At 66.1% G+C, this 17,267-nt stretch carries 15 protein-coding genes; 2 read left to right on the top strand and 13 right to left on the bottom strand.

The features are described from left to right. Window positions 1–10: 10 nt before the first annotated feature. The 6 genes from E6C48_RS03535 to E6C48_RS03510 all read right to left on the bottom strand — a co-directional run bounded on the left by E6C48_RS03535 (window position 11) and on the right by E6C48_RS03510 (window position 9,309). Window positions 11–1,423, bottom strand: coding sequence for a GH1 family beta-glucosidase (locus tag E6C48_RS03535; RefSeq protein ID WP_136354104.1), 1,413 nt, complete (start codon window positions 1,421–1,423; stop codon window positions 11–13). After that, the gene (locus E6C48_RS03530) at window positions 1,404–3,038 is read right to left on the bottom strand and encodes an amino acid ABC transporter permease (protein ID WP_136354102.1); all 1,635 of its coding nucleotides are present in this window, start codon (window positions 3,036–3,038) and stop codon (window positions 1,404–1,406) included. Before E6C48_RS03530 ends, E6C48_RS03535 begins: the two co-directional genes overlap by 20 nt. A gap of 62 nt (window positions 3,039–3,100) precedes the next feature. Then, window positions 3,101–3,847 carry a transporter substrate-binding domain-containing protein gene (locus tag E6C48_RS03525; RefSeq protein ID WP_136354100.1) on the bottom strand — a complete coding sequence of 249 codons (747 nt, stop codon included), beginning with the start codon at window positions 3,845–3,847 and terminating at the stop codon, window positions 3,101–3,103. A gap of 16 nt (window positions 3,848–3,863) precedes the next feature. After that, a complete protein-coding gene (locus tag E6C48_RS03520; RefSeq protein WP_136354098.1) occupies window positions 3,864–4,952 on the bottom strand; it encodes a LacI family DNA-binding transcriptional regulator in 1,089 nt (362 codons plus the stop codon). Between the two features lie 161 nt (window positions 4,953–5,113). Then, entirely contained in the window at window positions 5,114–6,130 is a 1,017-nt protein-coding gene (locus tag E6C48_RS03515; RefSeq protein WP_136354096.1) for an amino acid ABC transporter substrate-binding protein, read from the bottom strand. A 125-nt stretch (window positions 6,131–6,255) separates the two neighbouring features. Further along, window positions 6,256–9,309, bottom strand: a complete 3,054-nt coding sequence (locus E6C48_RS03510) for an aminotransferase class III-fold pyridoxal phosphate-dependent enzyme (RefSeq protein ID WP_136354094.1) — start codon at window positions 9,307–9,309, stop codon at window positions 6,256–6,258. Between the two features lie 138 nt (window positions 9,310–9,447). On the opposite strand from E6C48_RS03510, the gene E6C48_RS03505 reads away from it, so the two are divergent. Beyond that, on the top strand, window positions 9,448–9,885 hold the full coding sequence (locus E6C48_RS03505; protein WP_168734439.1) for an Lrp/AsnC family transcriptional regulator: 438 nt from the start codon (window positions 9,448–9,450) through the stop codon (window positions 9,883–9,885). A gap of 80 nt (window positions 9,886–9,965) precedes the next feature. After that, a complete protein-coding gene (locus E6C48_RS03500) occupies window positions 9,966–10,649 on the top strand; it encodes an MOSC domain-containing protein (RefSeq protein ID WP_136354090.1) in 684 nt (227 codons plus the stop codon). Window positions 10,650–10,670: 21 nt separating this feature from the next. Here the strand turns inward: E6C48_RS03500 and E6C48_RS03495 are convergent, their stop codons facing one another. The 7 genes from E6C48_RS03495 to E6C48_RS03465 form a co-directional block, all read right to left on the bottom strand. Next, complete coding sequence (locus E6C48_RS03495) at window positions 10,671–11,204, bottom strand: peroxiredoxin family protein (RefSeq protein ID WP_136354088.1); 534 nt, start codon at window positions 11,202–11,204, stop codon at window positions 10,671–10,673. A gap of 64 nt (window positions 11,205–11,268) precedes the next feature. Beyond that, window positions 11,269–11,982: an ABC transporter ATP-binding protein gene (locus E6C48_RS03490; protein ID WP_136354086.1), complete on the bottom strand. Its 714-nt coding sequence runs from the start codon at window positions 11,980–11,982 to the stop codon at window positions 11,269–11,271. Beyond that, on the bottom strand, window positions 11,979–12,716 hold the full coding sequence (locus tag E6C48_RS03485; RefSeq protein WP_136354083.1) for an ABC transporter ATP-binding protein: 738 nt from the start codon (window positions 12,714–12,716) through the stop codon (window positions 11,979–11,981). The genes E6C48_RS03490 and E6C48_RS03485 overlap by 4 nt, the downstream gene beginning before the upstream one ends. After that, window positions 12,713–13,699 (bottom strand): branched-chain amino acid ABC transporter permease, encoded by a 987-nt coding sequence (locus tag E6C48_RS03480; RefSeq protein WP_136354081.1) that lies wholly within the window; start codon window positions 13,697–13,699, stop codon window positions 12,713–12,715. Before E6C48_RS03480 ends, E6C48_RS03485 begins: the two co-directional genes overlap by 4 nt. A gap of 1 nt (window position 13,700) precedes the next feature. After that, entirely contained in the window at window positions 13,701–14,573 is an 873-nt protein-coding gene (locus tag E6C48_RS03475; RefSeq protein ID WP_136354079.1) for a branched-chain amino acid ABC transporter permease, read from the bottom strand. A gap of 126 nt (window positions 14,574–14,699) precedes the next feature. Continuing rightward, window positions 14,700–15,971 carry an ABC transporter substrate-binding protein gene (locus tag E6C48_RS03470; RefSeq protein ID WP_136354077.1) on the bottom strand — a complete coding sequence of 424 codons (1,272 nt, stop codon included), beginning with the start codon at window positions 15,969–15,971 and terminating at the stop codon, window positions 14,700–14,702. Window positions 15,972–16,120: 149 nt separating this feature from the next. After that, window positions 16,121–17,251, bottom strand: a complete 1,131-nt coding sequence (locus E6C48_RS03465; protein WP_136354075.1) for an NAD(P)/FAD-dependent oxidoreductase — start codon at window positions 17,249–17,251, stop codon at window positions 16,121–16,123. Window positions 17,252–17,267: the final 16 nt, after the last annotated feature.

Below are 17,267 nucleotides of genomic sequence, written 5' to 3'. Positions count from 1 at the left end.
TTGTTCTGCCTCAGCGGCCACCCGCTACGCTCCGTGGCCTGTCGGCAGCTTCCTGCCGGGCGATCGCGGCGTAGATCTCGCCCGAGAATTTTACCGTGCGCTTCTGCGTCTCGTAGTCGACATGAGTGATGCCGAAGGGCGTGGTGTAGCCATAGGCCCATTCGAAATTGTCCATCAGCGTCCAGGCGAAATAACCGCGCACCGGCACGCCTTCGTCGGCGGCTTTCGCCACTTCCGTCAGGTGATCGACATAATAGGCGGCGCGCAGCTCGTCCCAGACGTGGCCGTCGGCATCGACCGTCTCCGGCCGCGTGGCGACGCCGTTCTCGGAAATGTAGATTTCCTTTGGGCCGTAATTGTCGTTCACGTAGCGCAGGACGTCGTACATGCAGCGCGGCCAGATTTCGTAGCCGACGGCGGAGTAGAGACCTTCCGGCTGCACGCGGCGGTAGTTCAGCGGCGCCAGCTCCGTGCCCTCGGCAATGACCGAGCGGCGGTAGATGTTGACGCCGAGATAATCGACGGGCGCGGCGATGATCGCATTGTCGTCGGCACGGATTTCCGGCAGCAGGTCGCCGTACAGCGCCAGCATGTCCTGCGGATAAAAGCCCTTGAAGACGGCGTCGAGGAACCAACGGTTTTGCGCGCCGTCGAAGCGCCGGGCCGCCGCCGCGTCGCGCGGGTCGGCGCTGGCCGGCTCGGCGACGTTGAGGTCGAAGACGATGCCGACCGAGGCGTCCGGCACCTCGGCACGGATCGCCGGCACCGCCTTGCCGTGGCCGAGCAGCGCGTGGTGGCTGGCCGTCACGCCGCCCCTGGTGCCGTCGCGCAGGCCCGGCGCATCCTCGCCCGAGGCGTGGCCGGACCAGCAGAAGGTCCACGGCTCGTTGAGCGTGGTCCACTTCTTGACGCGGTCGCCGAAGCTGCGCGCGGCGAGCGCCGCATAGTCGGCCAGCGCGTCGGCGGTGGCGCGGTTGTACCAGCCGCCTTCGTCCTGCAACGCCTGCGGCAGGTCCCAGTGATAGAGCGTCGCATAGGGCTCGATGCCGGCCGCCAGCAGGTCGTCGATCAGCCGGTCGTAGAAGGCGACGCCCCTGGCGTTCACCGCGCCGCGCCCCTCAGGCATCAGCCGCGTCCAGGCGAAGGAGAAGCGGTAGGCCGAAAGGTCCAACTCTTTCAGTATCGCAATATCGTCCTTCCAGCGGTGGTAGCTGTCGCAGGCGATGGCGCCGCTGGAGCCGTCGATGATGACGCCCGGCACCTTGCAGAAGCGGTCCCAGATGCTTTCGCCCTTGCCGTCCTCGGCCGGTGCGCCCTCGATCTGGTAGGCAGCGGTGGCCGCGCCGAAGACGAAGCCCTTCGGCAGGACGAGCGAGGCCGCGCGCGCCTTGAGGGCGCGTCTGTTATCGATGCTTGATGTCATATTTTCTCTCGACTGTGCTGACCAGGCTGGCCGCCGCGAGCGTCAGCAGGATGTAGAAGATGGCGGCGGAATTGTAGGGCGCGAAGGGCAGGAAGCTCGCCGACTGGAACTCGCGCATGCGCTGGGTGATGTCGCGGATCGACAGGATCGACAACAGCGAGGTGTCCTTGAGAATGGCGATCAGCTCGTTGCCGAGCGGCGGGATGATGATGCGGAAGGCCTGCGGCAGGATGACGAGACGCGCCGTCTGCCAGCCGTTCAAGCCGAGGCTGCGCGCCGCCTCGATCTGGCCGCGCGGGATGGCGTTGATGCCGGAGCGGAAGATTTCGGCCAGATAGGCCGAGTAGGCGAGCGCCATGGCGGCGATGCCGCGCGCCAGGTTCGGCGGGTCGAACACGCCCTGCGTGGCGTCCTTCAGCGCACCGGCCAGCGGCAGGCCGACATAGAGCACGATGACCAGCATGGGGATGCCGCGGATGGTATCGACGATGAATTCCGAGCCGATGGAGAGCGGATGGCGGCGATGGATATGGCCGCCGAAGGTGAGCAGGCCAATGACGATGGCAAGCACCGCCAGCGTGATGCCGGAAGCCTTGTCTCGGTCGTTGAGCGCCGAGGTCTTCCACAGCACCGGCAGATCGGCGGGCGCGGCGGCAACGGGCAACAGGGCGGCGCTGACATCGGCCTTTTTCGCCAGCGCGGCGACGGCATCCATCGGCCCCTTGAAGGTGCGCAGCGGCACTTCGTCTTCCGGCGCACCGGGAAACTGGCCGTAGCGGACGGCGCCGATCATGCCGGACGGCGTGCCGGCCACGACGCCGACCTTGCCGCCTAGGCTGCCGACCAGCGCGTAGTCGTCGCGCGGTTGCAGCAAGAACCACGCCGCAGCAACGGCGAGCAGCGCGGCGATGGCGATGAAGGTGAAATGGGCGCGCCGGCTGTAATCGAGCTTGAGCAGGCCGACCCAGACGAGGCCGAGCAGCGCGGCGAGAATGTAGGCCGCGACCGCGGCGCGGATGGTGGTGGCAACGCCGGCGGCAAACGCCATCGGCGCGATGAAGAGGATGCTGACGAGGCCGATGCCGTTGACCGCGAGCAGGATCACGCGCCCGGCTTTGGCCGCGCGGCCGCCGGTGAAGAAGAACAGCACAAGCGCGGCAACCGTCACCGCCAGATAGGCCAAGAACAGTGCAGAGGCGTATCCGTTCACCATCGCTTCGGCGGCGTCGGTCAGCTTGCGTGGCGTCACGCCCTGCACGACAAGCCTGGAGGTGAAGGGATCGACCGCGTTGGCGACGATGGAGGCGGCGTAGGGACGGACGACGCCGGTTGCGGCAACCGCGATGGCGGCGATCAGATTAAGCGCGCCGCAGGTCATCGCAAGGCGAGGCCGTCGCGCCGCCGCGCGTGAAAACAGGACGACGCCAAGCCCGGCCGCGAACGCCAGCGTAAGCAACAGGAAGCCGGGTACGAAGGCCGAGGACCCATGCTCGATGCCGATGATGGCGCGCAGCGAGCGCTGGTAGTCGCCCGACGAGGCGAACAGGTAGACGATGAACGGCAGGGCGGCGAGGATGATCAGGTTGCTCGGCCGCAGGCGCATCAGAAACCGCATCTCAATCCGCCCTCCGCGAGAAACGGCTCCGGCGCCTTGCGACGCCGGAGCCGATGGCCAAATTACTTGGCGCCCCAGTACTTCTGGATCAGCGCGTCGAGGCTGCCGTCGGCCTTGATCGCTTCGATGCCCTCATTGAAGGCGGCGACATTCTCATCGCCCTTGCGAAAGACGAGGCCGAGCGGATCGGACTGCAGGTTGCGGATCGGCACCACCAGCTCGCCGGCGAACTCCTTCTCGTAGGCGGCCGCGTTGGCGCCGTTGATGACGACGCCGTCGACGTCCTTGTTCTTCAACGCGATGAGCGAGGCGGCGAAGCTGTCATAGGCGATGACGTTGTCCTTGCCGACGATGCCTTCGGCGACCTGCGCGTCGGTGGTGTTGGCCTGGGCCGACAGCTTCTTGCCCTTGGTCTTGAAGTCGTCGGCGGTCAGGCCTTCGTCCTCGACACGCATCAGGATGGCCTGGCTGTTGACGATGTAGGGCTCGGAGAAATCCATCGCCTTCTTGCGCTCGTCGGTGATGGAGACGCCGGAAGCGACGAGGTCGAAGCTGCCCTGGTCGAGGGCTGCGAAGATGCCGTCCCAGCCGGTGGTGACGAACTCTGCCTTGCAGTTGATCTTGGCGCAGATGGCGTTGACCACGTCGACGTCGAAGCCGACGATCTGGCCGGTCGCCGTATCGACGCTTTCCATCGGCGGCGAGGTGGTGTCGGAGCCCACCTTCAGCAGTTTACCGCCGAGGTCGGCGGCGTGCGCCGCGCCCGACGTCATAAGCGCTAGTGCGAAGCCAATCAGGATTTTCTTCATCTCGTTTCCTCCGTTTTCAAGATTCCAGGGTGGGTCTGCGACGGCTCAGGCGGCCGCCCAGATCGTCCGGCTGCCGGCCGATCATTTCCGGCCGGAAGACTTCTCTCAGTCCGGCGGGATCCTCGCCGGCCATGCGCAGCAAAAGGAACTCGCCCAGCCGGCGGCCGAGCAATTCGATCGGCTGATAGAAGGTGGTGACGGGCGGGTTGAAATAGGCGCTGACGTTGATGTCGTCATAGGCGATCACGTCGACGTCCTCGCCGACGCGAAGGCCGATGCTGCCGAGCGCCGAAAGCACGCCCAGCGTGGTGGCCTCATTGACGCAGACCAGCGCCGTCGGCGGCACCGAGCCCTTGAACAGCGCCAGCGTGCTGTCGCGGCCGAAGCGCGCGGTGAGGTCTCCGCCCTTCACGAGATCCAGCGACGGTTCCAGCCCGGCCTCGCGAAAGGCGCGGCAAAAGCCGTCGATCCTGTCCAGTGCGTAGGACAGGCGCGGCGCGGCATTGATGAGGCCGATGCGGCGATGGCCGCCGGCGATTAGCCGCGCGGTCGCCGCATGCGACGCCCATTCGTTGTCGACGTCGACATGGGCGTAGACGAGCGGCTGGCGGCAACGGCCGAGCGACACGAAGGGGAAGTCGGCCTCGACCAGCATGGCGATGCGCTCGTCGTCGGCAAGCACGCCGGAGAAGATCAAGCCGTCGGCAAGCCGCTGGCCGGCGATGCGGCGGGCGACGGCGCAGGCATCGTCAAAGCTACGATAGCCATGCACGGCAAGCTGATAGTCGCTGCCGTCCAGCGCCTGGGAGATGCCGCTGAGGATCTGCGTATACTCGACACCGTCCCATTCGTAGCCGGCCGCCGAGGTGATCGGCATCAGCACGGCCGCCTGGTAGGTCTTGCCGGTGCGCAATGCCATGCCGCGGGCGTTGGCCTGGTAGCCCAGTTCGCGGGCGGCGGAGAGGATCGCCTCGCGCGTGGCGTCGGTGACGACGGGCGAGCCGCGCAGCGCCTTGGAAATCGTCGCGATCGAATAGCCGGTATGCGCCGCGAGCGTCTTGATCGTCGGCGACGACCGACCGGATGTGGACCTGCCCTCGGCCATGATTGCCGCCCCGCTCACTCCTTTAGTCGTGACGCTATCAGCCGATAAAAACGATTTCAAGGAAAATAAAAACGTTTTTATTTTGAAACGCAAAACGAACTTGGACGACGATGCCGTGGCACCGTCGTCCGACACAGTCCAACTTCCTGAAGCCAGATGCCTCAGCGCGAGGGCGGGGCGTACATCAGGCCGCCCTTGTTCCACAGCGCGTTCAGGCCACGCTCGATCTTGAGTTCGCTCGAAGCGCCGAGATTGCGCTCGAAGATCTCGCCGTAATTGCCGACGGCGGAGACGATCGCATAGGCGAAACGGGGATCGAGACCGAGCTGCTGGCCGTTGTCGCCCTCGACGCCGAGGAAGCGCGTCACCACCGGATTGGCCGATTTCAGGCTGGCCTCGGCGTTCTGCTTGGTGATGCCAAGTTCCTCAGCCTCGATCAGCGAGAACAGCGTCCAGCGCACGACGTTGAACCACTTGTCGTCGCCCTGGCGCACGGCTGGGCCCAGCGGCTCCTTGGAGATGATCTCCGGCAGCACCATGAAGCCGTTCGGATCGGCCAGCTTGAGACGCTGCGCATAGAGCGCCGAGGCGTCGGTCGAATAGACGTCGCAACGGCCCGTCTCGAAGGCCTTGATGACGCCGTCGGCGGAATCGATCACCACCGGCTGGTATTCCATCTTGTTGGCGTGGAAATAGTCGGTCAGGTTCTGCTCGGTCGTGGTGCCTTGCTCGGTGCAGACGGTCGCGCCGGAGAGCTTCAGCGCGCTGTCGACGCCGAGCTTCTTCGGGATCATGAAGCCCTGTCCGTCGTAATATGCGGTGCCGACGAAATGGATGCCCATGCCGGAATCGCGCGACAGCGACCAGGTGGTCTGGCGCGACAGAAGATCGACCTCGCTCGACTGCAAGGCGGTGAAGCGGTCCTTGGTGGAGAGCGGCACATAGCTCACCTTTTCCGGATCGCCGAAGACGGCTGCCGACACCGCGCGGCAGAAATCGACGTCGAAGCCGACCCATTTGCCCGCGGCGTCCGGCGCCGAGAAGCCGGCGACGCCCTCGCTGACGCCGCAACGCACCGAACCGCGCGCCTTGACATCGTCCAGCGTATCGGCGGCGGCCGCAGACGCGACGAAAGCAGAGCCGGCCAGAACCAGCGCTGCAAGAATTTCCCGTTTCATAAGATTCCTCCCTTGGTTGGAAAAAAGCAAAACCCCGCCCACGACCGGCGCGCGGGCGCCGGAAGCATTTTTTGAACCGTGTCACTCTGATGTGCCGCGGCGGCACCGTGCCGACGCGAAAGCTGTTACTGCCCGCCGGCTTCCACCGCCTCGAACGTCTCCTCCAGGAGCGCGACCAGAAGGTCGGCGTCGGCGCGCGTGAAAATCATCGGCGGGCGCATCTTGAGCACGTTGTCGTGCGGTCCCTCGGTTCCCATTAGCGCGCCGCGCCGACGCACGCCGTCACAGATCTTCTTCGCCAGTGCGGTCGCCGGCACTTTCGTGCGGCGGTCTTCGACCAGTTCGATGCCGAGGAACAGGCCCATGCCGCGCACGTCGCCGATCGATTCATGTCGCTCCTGCATGGCGCGGAAGCGCTCGACCAGATAGGCGCCGATCTCGGACGCGTTGCGGCGCAGATCACCCTGCTCGATCACGTCGAGCACGGCGAGGCCGGCGGCGCAGGACACCGGATTGCCGCCGAAGGTATTGAAATATTCCATGCCGTTGTTGAAGGAGGTAGCCACCTCGCGCGTCGTGACCAGCGCCGCCATCGGATGCGCGTTGCCGATCGGCTTGCCCATGGTGACGATGTCGGGCACCACGCCTTGCGTCTCGAACGCCCACCAGTGGCTGCCGACACGGCCGAAGCCGACCTGCACCTCGTCGGCGACACAGATGCCGCCGGCGGCGCGCACCATGGCGTAGACCTCTTTCAGGTAACCTTCCGGCAAAAACACCTGACCGGCGACGCTGGGAATGGATTCGGCGAGGAAGAAAGCCGGCGCGCCGCCCTCTTTCCGCATCGCCTCGATCTGCTCGGCGACGCTCGCGGCGAAGCGCTTTGCGTGCTCTTCCACCGGCCAGTCATCGGGTGCGCGGTAGCTGTCGGGGATGACGGCCTCGAAGACGTGCGGTTTGCGGCCCTTACCGCCCTTGCGCTTGTATTTATAGGGGCTGAGGTCGATGAGTTCCTGCGTGGTACCGTGATAGGCCCAGTCGAGCACGATGGCCTCTTCACGCCCCGTATGGGTGCGCGCCATGCGCAGCATCAGGCTGTTGGCCTCGCTGCCGGAACAGGCGAAGGCGGCGACGCAGAGTTCCGGCGGAAGGGTTGCCGTCAGCCGCTCGCTGTAGGCGACGATGTTGTCGTGCAGGTAGCGCGTGTTGGTGTTGAGCTTGGCCGCCTGGGTGGCGATGGCCTCGACCACATGCGGGTGCGCGTGGCCGACGTGGCAGACATTGTTGAAGCAGTCGAGATAGGCACGGCCCCGGTCGTCGATCAGCCACACCCCCTCGCCGCGCACGAACTTGATCGGCTCGGAATAGGATATCGACAGGTTGGGCAGCAGCTTTGCCTTGCGTTCGGCGACGATCTCCGCCCGGCTCAAGCCCGTCTGCGTGAAAGCTTCGGGCGGAATGCCAGCCAAGGTCGCGGCATTCGGGAAGAGGTTTTGCCAGACGTCGAGATAGCGAGCTTCGCCAACGCCGAGAATGTCGCGCGCCGCCATGTCCGGATCGACGGAAATCTGGAAGTGCAGATGCGGCGCCCAGCCGCCGTTTTCGGCATTTGCGCCCATCTCGGCGATCAGCGCGCCGGCTTCCAGCCTGTCTCCGGGCTTCAGCCGCGTAACGACTTCATGGGCGAGATGGCCCCACAGCGTAACGAAGGGCGGACAGCCTTGCGGCTCGTGCAGCAGCGCGACGAGGCCGCCGTAACCGAGCGGGTCTTCCTCGATCTCGACGCTTTTCACCGTCGCGGCCAACGGCGTGTAGAGCTTCGTGCCGGCCGGCATGAACAGGTCGAGGCCGAGATGGCGGTCGCGCCGTTCACCTTCGATGAGGCGCGAGCGGAACATGTCGCCGGAATAGACGGTGCGCGCCTCGCCCCACGGCCCGATGCCGAGCGTGACGCCATGCTCGGCCGCGTAGGCATCCCACCACGCCGAAGCCGTATCGGGATCGGCGGCGGCGGAAGCGACGGTCATCTGATTGGCGGCGTCGCCATAGGGAACCAGCGCCTTGGTCAGTGTCGCCGGATGCGGCTTGAGGATCGGCGCGAAGGTTTTCGCACTACGCGCGATCCAGCCCGATACCGCACTCGCGCCGGGTGCCGCGTCGAAGCCGCAGGCATGGCGCAGGATGGCGGTGGCGAAGCGCGGCTTCATCGCGTCGAGCCGGCGCAAGAGCCGCCAGGCCGGCGCCTCGCTGATCGCCAGATAGGGATTGTCGCCGGTGCGCTGCTTGCGCTGGGCGGACAGGGTGACGGAAATGACCAGGCGCGCCGCGATCAGGTCGAACAGGAGATCGAGTTCCTCTTCGCGCAGCGGATATTCGGCATGGAAGCCGGCCGCTATGCCGGCCGCCGCGCCGATCGGGTCAGCCTGGTCGAGGATAGAATAGGCGCAGGCCACCGCGACCTCGGCTATGAGGACGGTGTGCAGCGCGTCGCCGAAGTCGATAACGCCGGCGACTGCATCCGGCCGGTCGGGATCGACCAGCACGTTCCAGTCGTTGGCGTCGTTGTGGATCACCTGCGCGCGCAGCGCCGGCAGGCGCGGCGCCACATGCGCGTCGAAGCGGTCGAGGAAACGCGTCACCAGCGCCCGGTCGGCATCGTCGGCGATGTGGTGCAGGCACGAGCGGGATTCGCCGGCGCGGCGGATATCCCAGTCGAATACCCGCAGCGCGCCGGGATGGATAAAACCCTGCAAGGCGCGGTCCATACGCCCCATAATCCGGCCGAGCGAATGCAGCACTTCAGTCGTGCGCGCGCTCTCGGCCAACGGCTTGCCCGGCAGCCACGACACCATGCGCAGCGCATGACGCACGCCGGAAACACCCTCGGCGGTCGCCAGCGTGGAACCCGATACGGTCTTGCGCAGGCGCGGCAGGGCAAGCTCGGGCGCGACGGCGCCGAGATGGTCGAAAAGCGCGGCCTGGAACTCGCTCTCCAGCGCCGGTTCGCTGGCGTTGACGATCTTGAACGTCCAGTCGCCGGAGGCGGAAACGAGACGGAAATTCTGGTCGCGTTCGCTGTCGAGACGGGAAAGCTCGCCGTCGACACCGAAATGCTCGCGTGCCAGCGCTGCCGCCTGTTCGAGCGGAAAATCGGGAGCCGGGTGGTCGAGATCGGTCATGGAAGGCGCTTCGGTGCGGGATTTTATGGTGGATAGTTTTGCACGGTCATGCAAAGCAGGCATCCGGCAAGGTGCCGGCGAGGCCGACAGACTGACGACATAGACCGGCATATTGCCGGCAGGGCAAAGGAGCCCACCGTGAAGCAGCCCGACGCGAAGGACCGCGAAATTCTCTCCATCCTGTCGAAGGAAGCGCGCGTGCCGATGAAGACGCTGGCCGCCAGGGTCGGTCTGTCGCGCTCCGCTGCCAGCGAGCGGGTGGCGCAGATGGAACGCAGCGGCGTCATCCGCGGCTACCGCGCCGACATCGGCCAGATGGAGGCCGACGTCATTCGCGCCTTCCTTCTGGTGACGCTGGCGCGCACGCCTTCCATGGGCATTCTCGACAGGCTGGCCGGCTATGCCGAGGTGCGCCGCGTCTCCTCCGTCAGCGGCCAGCTCGACCTCGTGGTCGAGGTGGAAGTCGCTTCGATCGACCGGCTGAACGGGTTGCGCGACGCGATCGCGGAAACGGCGGAAGTGCAGGATCTGACGACGCTGATCGTACTTCGGCGCGACATAGAGCGGTCCGGTTGAGGCTCGGACAGGGGGGTGGCGCAACCGCCGGCCCGGCGTGCCCGGTTGATTTTTCGGGCGAACCGGGATGGAACGTATCCATGACCATCGTCGACCAGATCCTGACCGGCAGCGTCGCGCCGCTCGGCCCTCGCGGTGTTCCAAGCGGCATCGGCAAGCAGGCCGTCGCCGGGCGCCTGTTCGTCGGCCGCGAAGGGCTGGCGGGCGACGTTCAGGGCGACCGCAAGCACCATGGCGGGTCGGACAAGGCGCTGCACCATTATGCCTTCGATCACTACGCATACTGGATCGATGCGCTCGGGGACCGCGAAGTCCTCCAAAGACCGGGCGCGTTCGGCGAGAACCTGTCGACGCGCGGCATGACGGAGGACAATACGGCCATCGGCGACATCTTCCGCCTTGGCGGCGCGATGATCCAGGTCAGCCAGGGCCGCCAGCCGTGCTGGAAGCTGAATGCCCGTTTCGACGTCGCCGACATGTCGTCGCAAGTGCAGAGGACCGGCTTCACCGGCTGGTATTACCGCGTGATCGAGGAAGGCTTCGTCGAGGCCGGAGACGAGATGCGCCTCGTGGATCGCGTCTCGCCGGACTGGACGATCCGGCGGACGTGGCGCGTCCTCTATGTCGACACGATGAACCTCGATGCTCTGGCCGAAATGGCTGGGCTTGCTCACTTGCCTGACGGCTGGCGCGGCTATGCCCGCAAGCGTCTCGAAACCCGCACGGTCGAGAACTGGACGCGGCGCCTGCAAGGCACCGACTGACCGCCGCGACCCACCGCTTCGTCAGTTCGGAACGGTGCAACCCGTTTCGTCGCATCCGGCGGACGCACTCTCCGCCGCCATATCCGGCGGCGCCTCCGCCAGCAGCGCGCCGATAGCTACGCCGAGCGAAAGATCGTCGACCTGACCGAACTGGTGCTTGCGCAGCCGCCCGGCGCGGTCGATGACAATCGTTGTCGGCGTGCCGCGCATGGAATAGCGCGCCATCGTCACAGGGATCGGGCCGTCGGTGCCGGCTTCGTCGACACCGATGGGAAAGGTCAGACGGTATTCGTGGATGAAAGCTTCCAGCGCCACCGGCGTCATCGCCGCGTGGTGCTCGAAGACGGTATGCAGGCCGATGACGGTGACGTCCTTCGCATCGAACATGCGATGGAGCCGCTCGGCCTGCGGCGTGCCATGGGAAACGCAGCCCGGACAAAGCATCTGGAAGGCATGCAGGACGACGACTCGGCCCTTCAGCTCCTCCAGAACCAAGGGTGCGGGCGTGTTGAACCAGCGGCTAACGGCAAGCGGGGGCGGATAGTTTTCCATCATGGCGGACTCATCGATCGGGAAGCTCCGAGGCTATGCTTCGCAGCATCGCCGTCAAGCATCGCCTTCAGGCGCCGCCCATATAGATGTCCATGATCTGGCGGTCGTCACGCACATCGCCCGGCGAGCCCTCGAAGCGCTTTTCGCCGGCGGCGAGGATATAGAGCCTGTCGGCGATGGGCATCGCCTCGCGGATGTTCTGCTCCACCATCAGGATGCCGATGCCCTGCTCGGTTAACGTGGTGATGCGCTCCAGCGTCTCGATCACCATCGCCGGCGACAGGCCTGCCGACGGTTCGTCGAGCAGGATGAAGCGCGGTTCGGAAACCAGCGCGCGCGCCAGCGACAGCATCGCCTGTTCGCCGCCGGACAGCGCGCCGGCCGCCGTCCTGCGCCGACGCGCCAGCGAGGGATATTGCTCGATCAGCGCCTCGATGCGAGACTCCACCAGTCGCTTGTCGGCAATGGCGTAGCCACCCATACGCAGGTTTTCCATCACCGTCAGGCGCGGGAAGACGCCGCCGCCCTGCGGCATCAGCACCAGTCCTTGCCGCACCACTTCGTGCACCGGCAGGTTGGAGAGCACTGTGTCGTCGAGACGTGCGCTGCCGCCCCATACCGGCAGGGCGCCGGCGATGGCCTTGAGCAGTGTGGACTTGCCGCAGCCATTCGGCCCGAAGATGCAGGTGATCTGCCCCGCTTCTGCACTCAGCGAGACGCCGTGGACGATCTCCTGCTTGCCGTAGCCGGTGACGACGTTTTCGGCGGCCAGCCTGCTCATTGCGGCCGCCCCAGATAGGTCTGCATGACTTCCGAGTTCCGCACGATGTCCTCGAAGGCGCCGCTGGTGACGACACGGCCGGAATCCATGACAATGATGCGGTCGCAGACGCTGCGCACCATCTCCATGTCGTGCTCGATGACGAGGAAGGAGACGCCGCGTTCGCGCAGGCTGGCGATGGCCTCCAAGATGATCTTGCGGATGTTGGGATGCACGCCGGCCGTCACCTCGTCGAGCAGGATGAGCGAGGCCTGCCGCATGACGGCGCGGCCAAATTCCAGCAGCTTCTGCTGCCCGCCGGAAAGATCGGAGGCGCGGTTGTCGGCGACATGCCCCAGTTCCAGCAGCGCAAGCGTGGCGGCCGCGCGCTCCTGCGCGCCTGGCCAATGCCCTTCGGCTGCTGCTGCCAGCAGGTTTTCCGTCACGCTCATATTGTCGAACAGGGCGGGAATCTGGAAGGTGCGGGCAAGCCCCAGCCGGGCGATGCGATGCGCGCTCATGCCGGCAATGGCGCGGCCGTCGAAGCGGATTTCGCCCTTGTCGGGCGCCACCGTGCCGGAAACGAGGCTGAACAAAGTCGACTTGCCGCAACCGTTGGGGCCGATCAATCCGGCGATCTCCTGCCGGCCGACCGCAAGGTCGACGCCGTTGGTGGCCTTGATGCCGCCGAAATGCTTGTAGAGTCCGCGCACCAGCAGGATCGGCTCCGCGGAAGCCTGTGCCGAGGCGGTCATCGCTCTCCTCCCCCGCCAATGAGCTTTTCCGCCACTTTTTCGAGCGCGTTCGCCTTGCGCCGGACAAACAGGCCGGCGATGCCGTTGGGCAGGAACAACACCACCAGGACGATGGCGGCGCCGAGGATGGCGATGTAGAAGGCGGTGTCGCCCCAGTGCATCCATATCAGCCGGTTGACGACGAACAGCGTCACGCCGCCGATGGCCGGCCCCCACAGTGTGCCCAGCCCGCCGAGCAGCACCATCACCACCATCTGGTCGGTGATGTCGCCGCCGAACACCGACTTCGGATTGATGAAGGTGACCCAGTAGGCGAAAATCGCGCCGAAGACGGAGGCGGTGACGGCGCTGAGCACGAAGGTTTGTAGCTTGACCAGCGCCGTGTTGATGCCCATCGCCTCGGCGGCCGGTTCGTGATCGCGCAGCGCCTTGACCTTCAGACCGAAGCGCGAGCGCTCGAAGAGCGCCCAGGCGACGAGATAGGTGAGTGCTGCTGTACCGAACATCGCGTAGTAGAAGAAGCGCTCATTGAGATAGGGCGGCAGGCCGATGCCGCCGATGCCGCCGGTGAAATCCATCGCCGAAGCGAACTGGATCAGCACTTCCGCGAAGGCCCAAGTGGCGATGGCGAAATAGGCGCCGCGCAGGCGCAGCGTCGGCGCGCCGATGATGACGGCGAACACGGCCGTCACCATCATGCCGGCCGGAATGGTGGCAAGGAAGGGCAGGCCGAACGGGTCGTTCATCAGGAAGGCCGTCACATAGGCGCCGAGGCCGAAGAAGGCGGAGTGGCCGAAATTGATGTAGCCGGCATAGCCGCCCAGCATGTTCCACGAGCAGGCCAGCCCCGCCCACATCAGCGCGCCGGTGGCCACGCGCAGCCAGTAATTGTTGACCAGCAGCGGCATCAGCGCCAGCACGACGAGAATGACGGCGAGCAGCAGGAGGCCGGGCCAGCGCGATTTCATGGGTTGCGCGGCCATGTCAGAGGCCCCTCCGCAAGATTCCCTTCGGGGACGCCAGGAGGACCACGAACAGCGTGGCGAAGATGGCGAGCAGCGAATAGCTGGAGCCGACATAGGTCGACACGAAGGCCTCGATGACGCCGAGCATAAGGGCGGCCACCACCGCGCCGCCGACCGAACCCAGCCCGGCCAGCACGGCGACGAAGAAGGCGAACAGCGTGTAGCGCAGGCCGACTTCGGGGTTGACGGAATAGATGGCGCCCATCAGCACGCCGGCCATGGCGGTGATGCCGGCATAGAGGCCGTAGACGTTGGCGCTGAGACGGCGGATGTTGACGCCCATGAGGGCTGCGTTGTGGCGGTTCTCGGCAGTGGCGCGGATCGCCAGCCCATAGCGGGTGCGGTAGAGGAAGAGGAACAGGCCGCCGGCGATGGCCACCGCGAAGACCGCCGCCGCGACGCGGATCAGCGGCACGATAACCGGGCCCACCGCAAGGCTCTCGCCGCTGAGCATGGACGTGACGTTGCGGGTGTTGAAGCCCCAGGCCGTCAGCATGCCGCCGCGCAGCAGCGTGAACAGGCCGAAAGTGAGCGCCAGCGCCATCAGTTCCGGCCGCGCGGTGCGGCTGTTGCGGACGTTGTAGAGGACCGGGCCGATCAGGTAGCCGAGCGCGCCGAACAGCACGAAGGCCAGAGGGATGGCAACGAAGCCGTCCAACCCCAACAGGGCGGTGACGTAGTAGCCGAGATAGCCGCCCAGCACGACCCAGCCACCGACGGCGAAGTCGATGACGTGCAGCACGCCGAAGGTGAGCTGGAAGGCGATGGTGAAGGTGGCGATGACGCCGCCGATCAGCAGGCCGTTCAGCAGGGTCTGGAGGAAAAGATCCAAGGCAGGAGCCGTCCGTCCGTGTGGGTGGCGGGAAGGTCTTCCCGTCTGGACACGGCGACCGTGCGGCCGGCCCGCATCCGCGAGGGTCCGGCGGCGCGCGGTCTCGCACGCACCGCCGTGGAGATGCTATTTCCAGGCCGGCAGCGGATAGATGTAGTCGGCGGCCGCGGCCTCCTTCGGACCCACGGCGACGACCTTGCCGCCCTGGATCTGTACCAGCACCGGCACAGGCTGGACGTTGTCGTGATAATGCGGGCCGTCCTTCTCGAACTTGATCGGGCCGTAGAAGGTCTGGATATCGGTTTCGGCAATGGCATCCTTCAGCGCGACGCGGTCCTCCGGCGTCAGCGCCGGCTTCTTGCCGAGCCGTTTCAACGCATCGCCGAGCACCAGGCCGCTGGCCGCGCAGCCGGCCGCCGTATAGTCGGGTTCGCCGCCGAGCTTCTTCGTCGCCATCTCGGAGAATTCCTTGGCGGTGCCGAAGACGTCGTCCTTGTAGGTCACGGTCGGGAGCCAGACCACCACGCCCGTGACGCCGTCCGCGTCGGCGCCGAGCGCCTGGGCGAAGGCCGGGTTGGTGATGCCGTAGTGCATGATCAGCGCCTTCGGCCGGTAGTTCAGCGACTTCGAGGTCTTGACCACGTTGATCAGGATTTCCTCATGCCCGCCGACCGCGACGACATCGGGCTTCAGCGCGGCGATCTTGGAGATGACCGGGGTAAGGTCGCCTTCCGGCGGCACCAGTTCATACGCGACCAGTTCCAGCCCCGCCGCCTTGACGCCGTCACGGAAGCCCTCGCCGGTTTCCTTGGAAAACGGCTCGTTGACGCTGATCACCGCAACAGTCTTGGCTCCAGGGTTGGACGTCTTGGCCAGCACGCCCAGCGACAGGCCGGAGGTCGTGTCCACGGAAGGGATGATGCCGAAGTTGAACTCGGGCTTCGCCTTCCAGACGTTCGGCGATTCCGCCGAGCCGGAGATCATCGGCACCTGGTATTTCTGGCAGATCGGCTGCACCGCGATGGTCGAGCCGCTTGTATAGGGGCCGAACAGCACGTCGACCTCGTTCTGGACGATCAGCCGCTCGGCGGCGTCGGCACCGGTCGCCGGATTGGATTGGTCGTCGCCGTAGAACATGTCCACCTTGAACTTCTCGCCGGCGACCTCGACGCCACCCTTGGCGTTGATCGCCTCGGCCCACAGGTCGTAGCCCTGCTTGGTCAGGTTGCCGCCAAGGATGTTCTCGCCCGACAGCGAGGTGATGACGCCGGCCTTGAAGGTCGCCGCCTGCGCTCGTGCCGTTCGCACGAAGGGCATGCCGAGCGCGCCGGCCGTGACGGCGAGCGCGCTGCCGCCCAAGAACCGGCGGCGCGAAAAAGAACGGTTGAATGAGGCCATGGCGCAAATCCTCCCTTTGCGGTGTCGCGGTTTATCCGAAACTTTTGTCTGACATACGATCACAAGCAGGGTGTGCAGACAAGCAGTCTTGTCCGCCGGTGCCTGCAACAGTCAGCGAAGCGCGCGCAGGGAATAAGCTGTCCGCCGCTTCAGCCGGCCTGCCTGCCACCTTCCGCGGAGATGAAGCGGTCGGGCGCCAACGCCTCGCGCTCGACACCGAATGCTGCAAGGTCGCCGGGAACGGCACCGTCGCGAAGCAGCGCCGAGGCGAGCCGCGCCAGCGCAAAGGAGACCTGGAAACCATAACCGCCCTGCCCGGCCAGCCAGAAGAAACGGGGCAGGCGCGGATCGGCGCCGGTGACGGGAGTGCGGTCCGGGGCGAAGGTCCGCAACCCGGCCCAGGGGCTTTGCGGCCTGCCGATGCTCAGGCCCGTCGCCCGCTCGATGCGGTCGACGGCGATGGCGACGTCGATGTCCTCGGGATACGCGTCGCAGGGCGGCGAGTCGGTCTCGTCGGCGAGCGAGCCGATGAGACGGCCGGCATCCGGCTTGAAATAGAAGCGTTCATGGATGTCCACCACCAGTGGCCAGTTGCGCACGTCATGGCCCGGCGCGTCGAAGATAAAGGCGGTGCGCCGCTTCGGCGCCAGGCCGATGCCGGTCAGCCCTGCCCGTTCCGCGACCACATCCGCCCAGGCACCGGCGGCGTTCACCACCGTGTCGGTCTCGTAGACGCCGGCGGTCGTCTCGACGCGCAAGCCTTCGCCATCCGGCTCGATCCGCACGACCTCCTCGCCGGTGCGGATCTGCCCGCCCAGCGCGCGGAAGGCCGAGGCGCTCTCCTGGACGATCTTGCCGGTGTCGATGTCCATCGCGTCGGGCTCGTAGACCCCGCCGCACGTCATGCCGTCACTGAAGACGGGAACGAGTTTTCCGACCTCAGCGGCGGAGAGGCGCCGGATGGTCGGCAAAAGAGCCTGCGCTTCCAGGGCGAAACGGTCGATGGCTTCGCCGTCGTCCGGCCCACCGAAATGCAACGCGGCACGCTTGTGCTCGAAATAGCCGCCCGCCTCCAGGGCCTCGCGGCTCGCCCGCGACAGCGCCCGCACCATCGCATTCCCGTAGGATTCGGAAAACAGCGCCGCCGAACGACCGGAAGCGTGGTAGCCGAGCTGGCTTTCGCGCTCGATCACCGTCACCGAAGCCCATTCCTGCAAGGCAAGAGCGGCGGTGAGGCCCGCCACGCCACCTCCTATGACAATGATCCGTGTGGAAGACATGATGGCCTCGGGATTG

The organism is Ollibium composti (assembly GCF_004801285.1).
Taxonomy (GTDB): Bacteria; Pseudomonadota; Alphaproteobacteria; order Rhizobiales; family Rhizobiaceae; genus Mesorhizobium; species Mesorhizobium composti.
This window is presented reverse-complemented; position numbering and strand designations above follow the sequence as displayed.

What these genes read in the sequence shown, in the direction of transcription:
- E6C48_RS03535 (WP_136354104.1), bottom strand. Translation starts at nt 1,423, where the DNA reads ATGACATCAAGCATCGATAACAGACGCGCCCTCAAGGCGCGCGCGGCC.
- E6C48_RS03530 (WP_136354102.1), bottom strand. Translation starts at nt 3,038, where the DNA reads ATGCGGTTTCTGATGCGCCTGCGGCCGAGCAACCTGATCATCCTCGCC.
- E6C48_RS03525 (WP_136354100.1), bottom strand. Translation starts at nt 3,847, where the DNA reads ATGAAGAAAATCCTGATTGGCTTCGCACTAGCGCTTATGACGTCGGGC.
- E6C48_RS03520 (WP_136354098.1), bottom strand. Translation starts at nt 4,952, where the DNA reads ATGGCCGAGGGCAGGTCCACATCCGGTCGGTCGTCGCCGACGATCAAG.
- E6C48_RS03515 (WP_136354096.1), bottom strand. Translation starts at nt 6,130, where the DNA reads ATGAAACGGGAAATTCTTGCAGCGCTGGTTCTGGCCGGCTCTGCTTTC.
- E6C48_RS03510 (WP_136354094.1), bottom strand. Translation starts at nt 9,309, where the DNA reads ATGACCGATCTCGACCACCCGGCTCCCGATTTTCCGCTCGAACAGGCG.
- E6C48_RS03500 (WP_136354090.1), top strand. Translation starts at nt 9,966, where the DNA reads ATGACCATCGTCGACCAGATCCTGACCGGCAGCGTCGCGCCGCTCGGC.
- E6C48_RS03495 (WP_136354088.1), bottom strand. Translation starts at nt 11,204, where the DNA reads ATGATGGAAAACTATCCGCCCCCGCTTGCCGTTAGCCGCTGGTTCAAC.
- E6C48_RS03490 (WP_136354086.1), bottom strand. Translation starts at nt 11,982, where the DNA reads ATGAGCAGGCTGGCCGCCGAAAACGTCGTCACCGGCTACGGCAAGCAG.
- E6C48_RS03485 (WP_136354083.1), bottom strand. Translation starts at nt 12,716, where the DNA reads ATGACCGCCTCGGCACAGGCTTCCGCGGAGCCGATCCTGCTGGTGCGC.
- E6C48_RS03480 (WP_136354081.1), bottom strand. Translation starts at nt 13,699, where the DNA reads ATGGCCGCGCAACCCATGAAATCGCGCTGGCCCGGCCTCCTGCTGCTC.
- E6C48_RS03470 (WP_136354077.1), bottom strand. Translation starts at nt 15,971, where the DNA reads ATGGCCTCATTCAACCGTTCTTTTTCGCGCCGCCGGTTCTTGGGCGGC.
- E6C48_RS03465 (WP_136354075.1), bottom strand. Translation starts at nt 17,251, where the DNA reads ATGTCTTCCACACGGATCATTGTCATAGGAGGTGGCGTGGCGGGCCTC.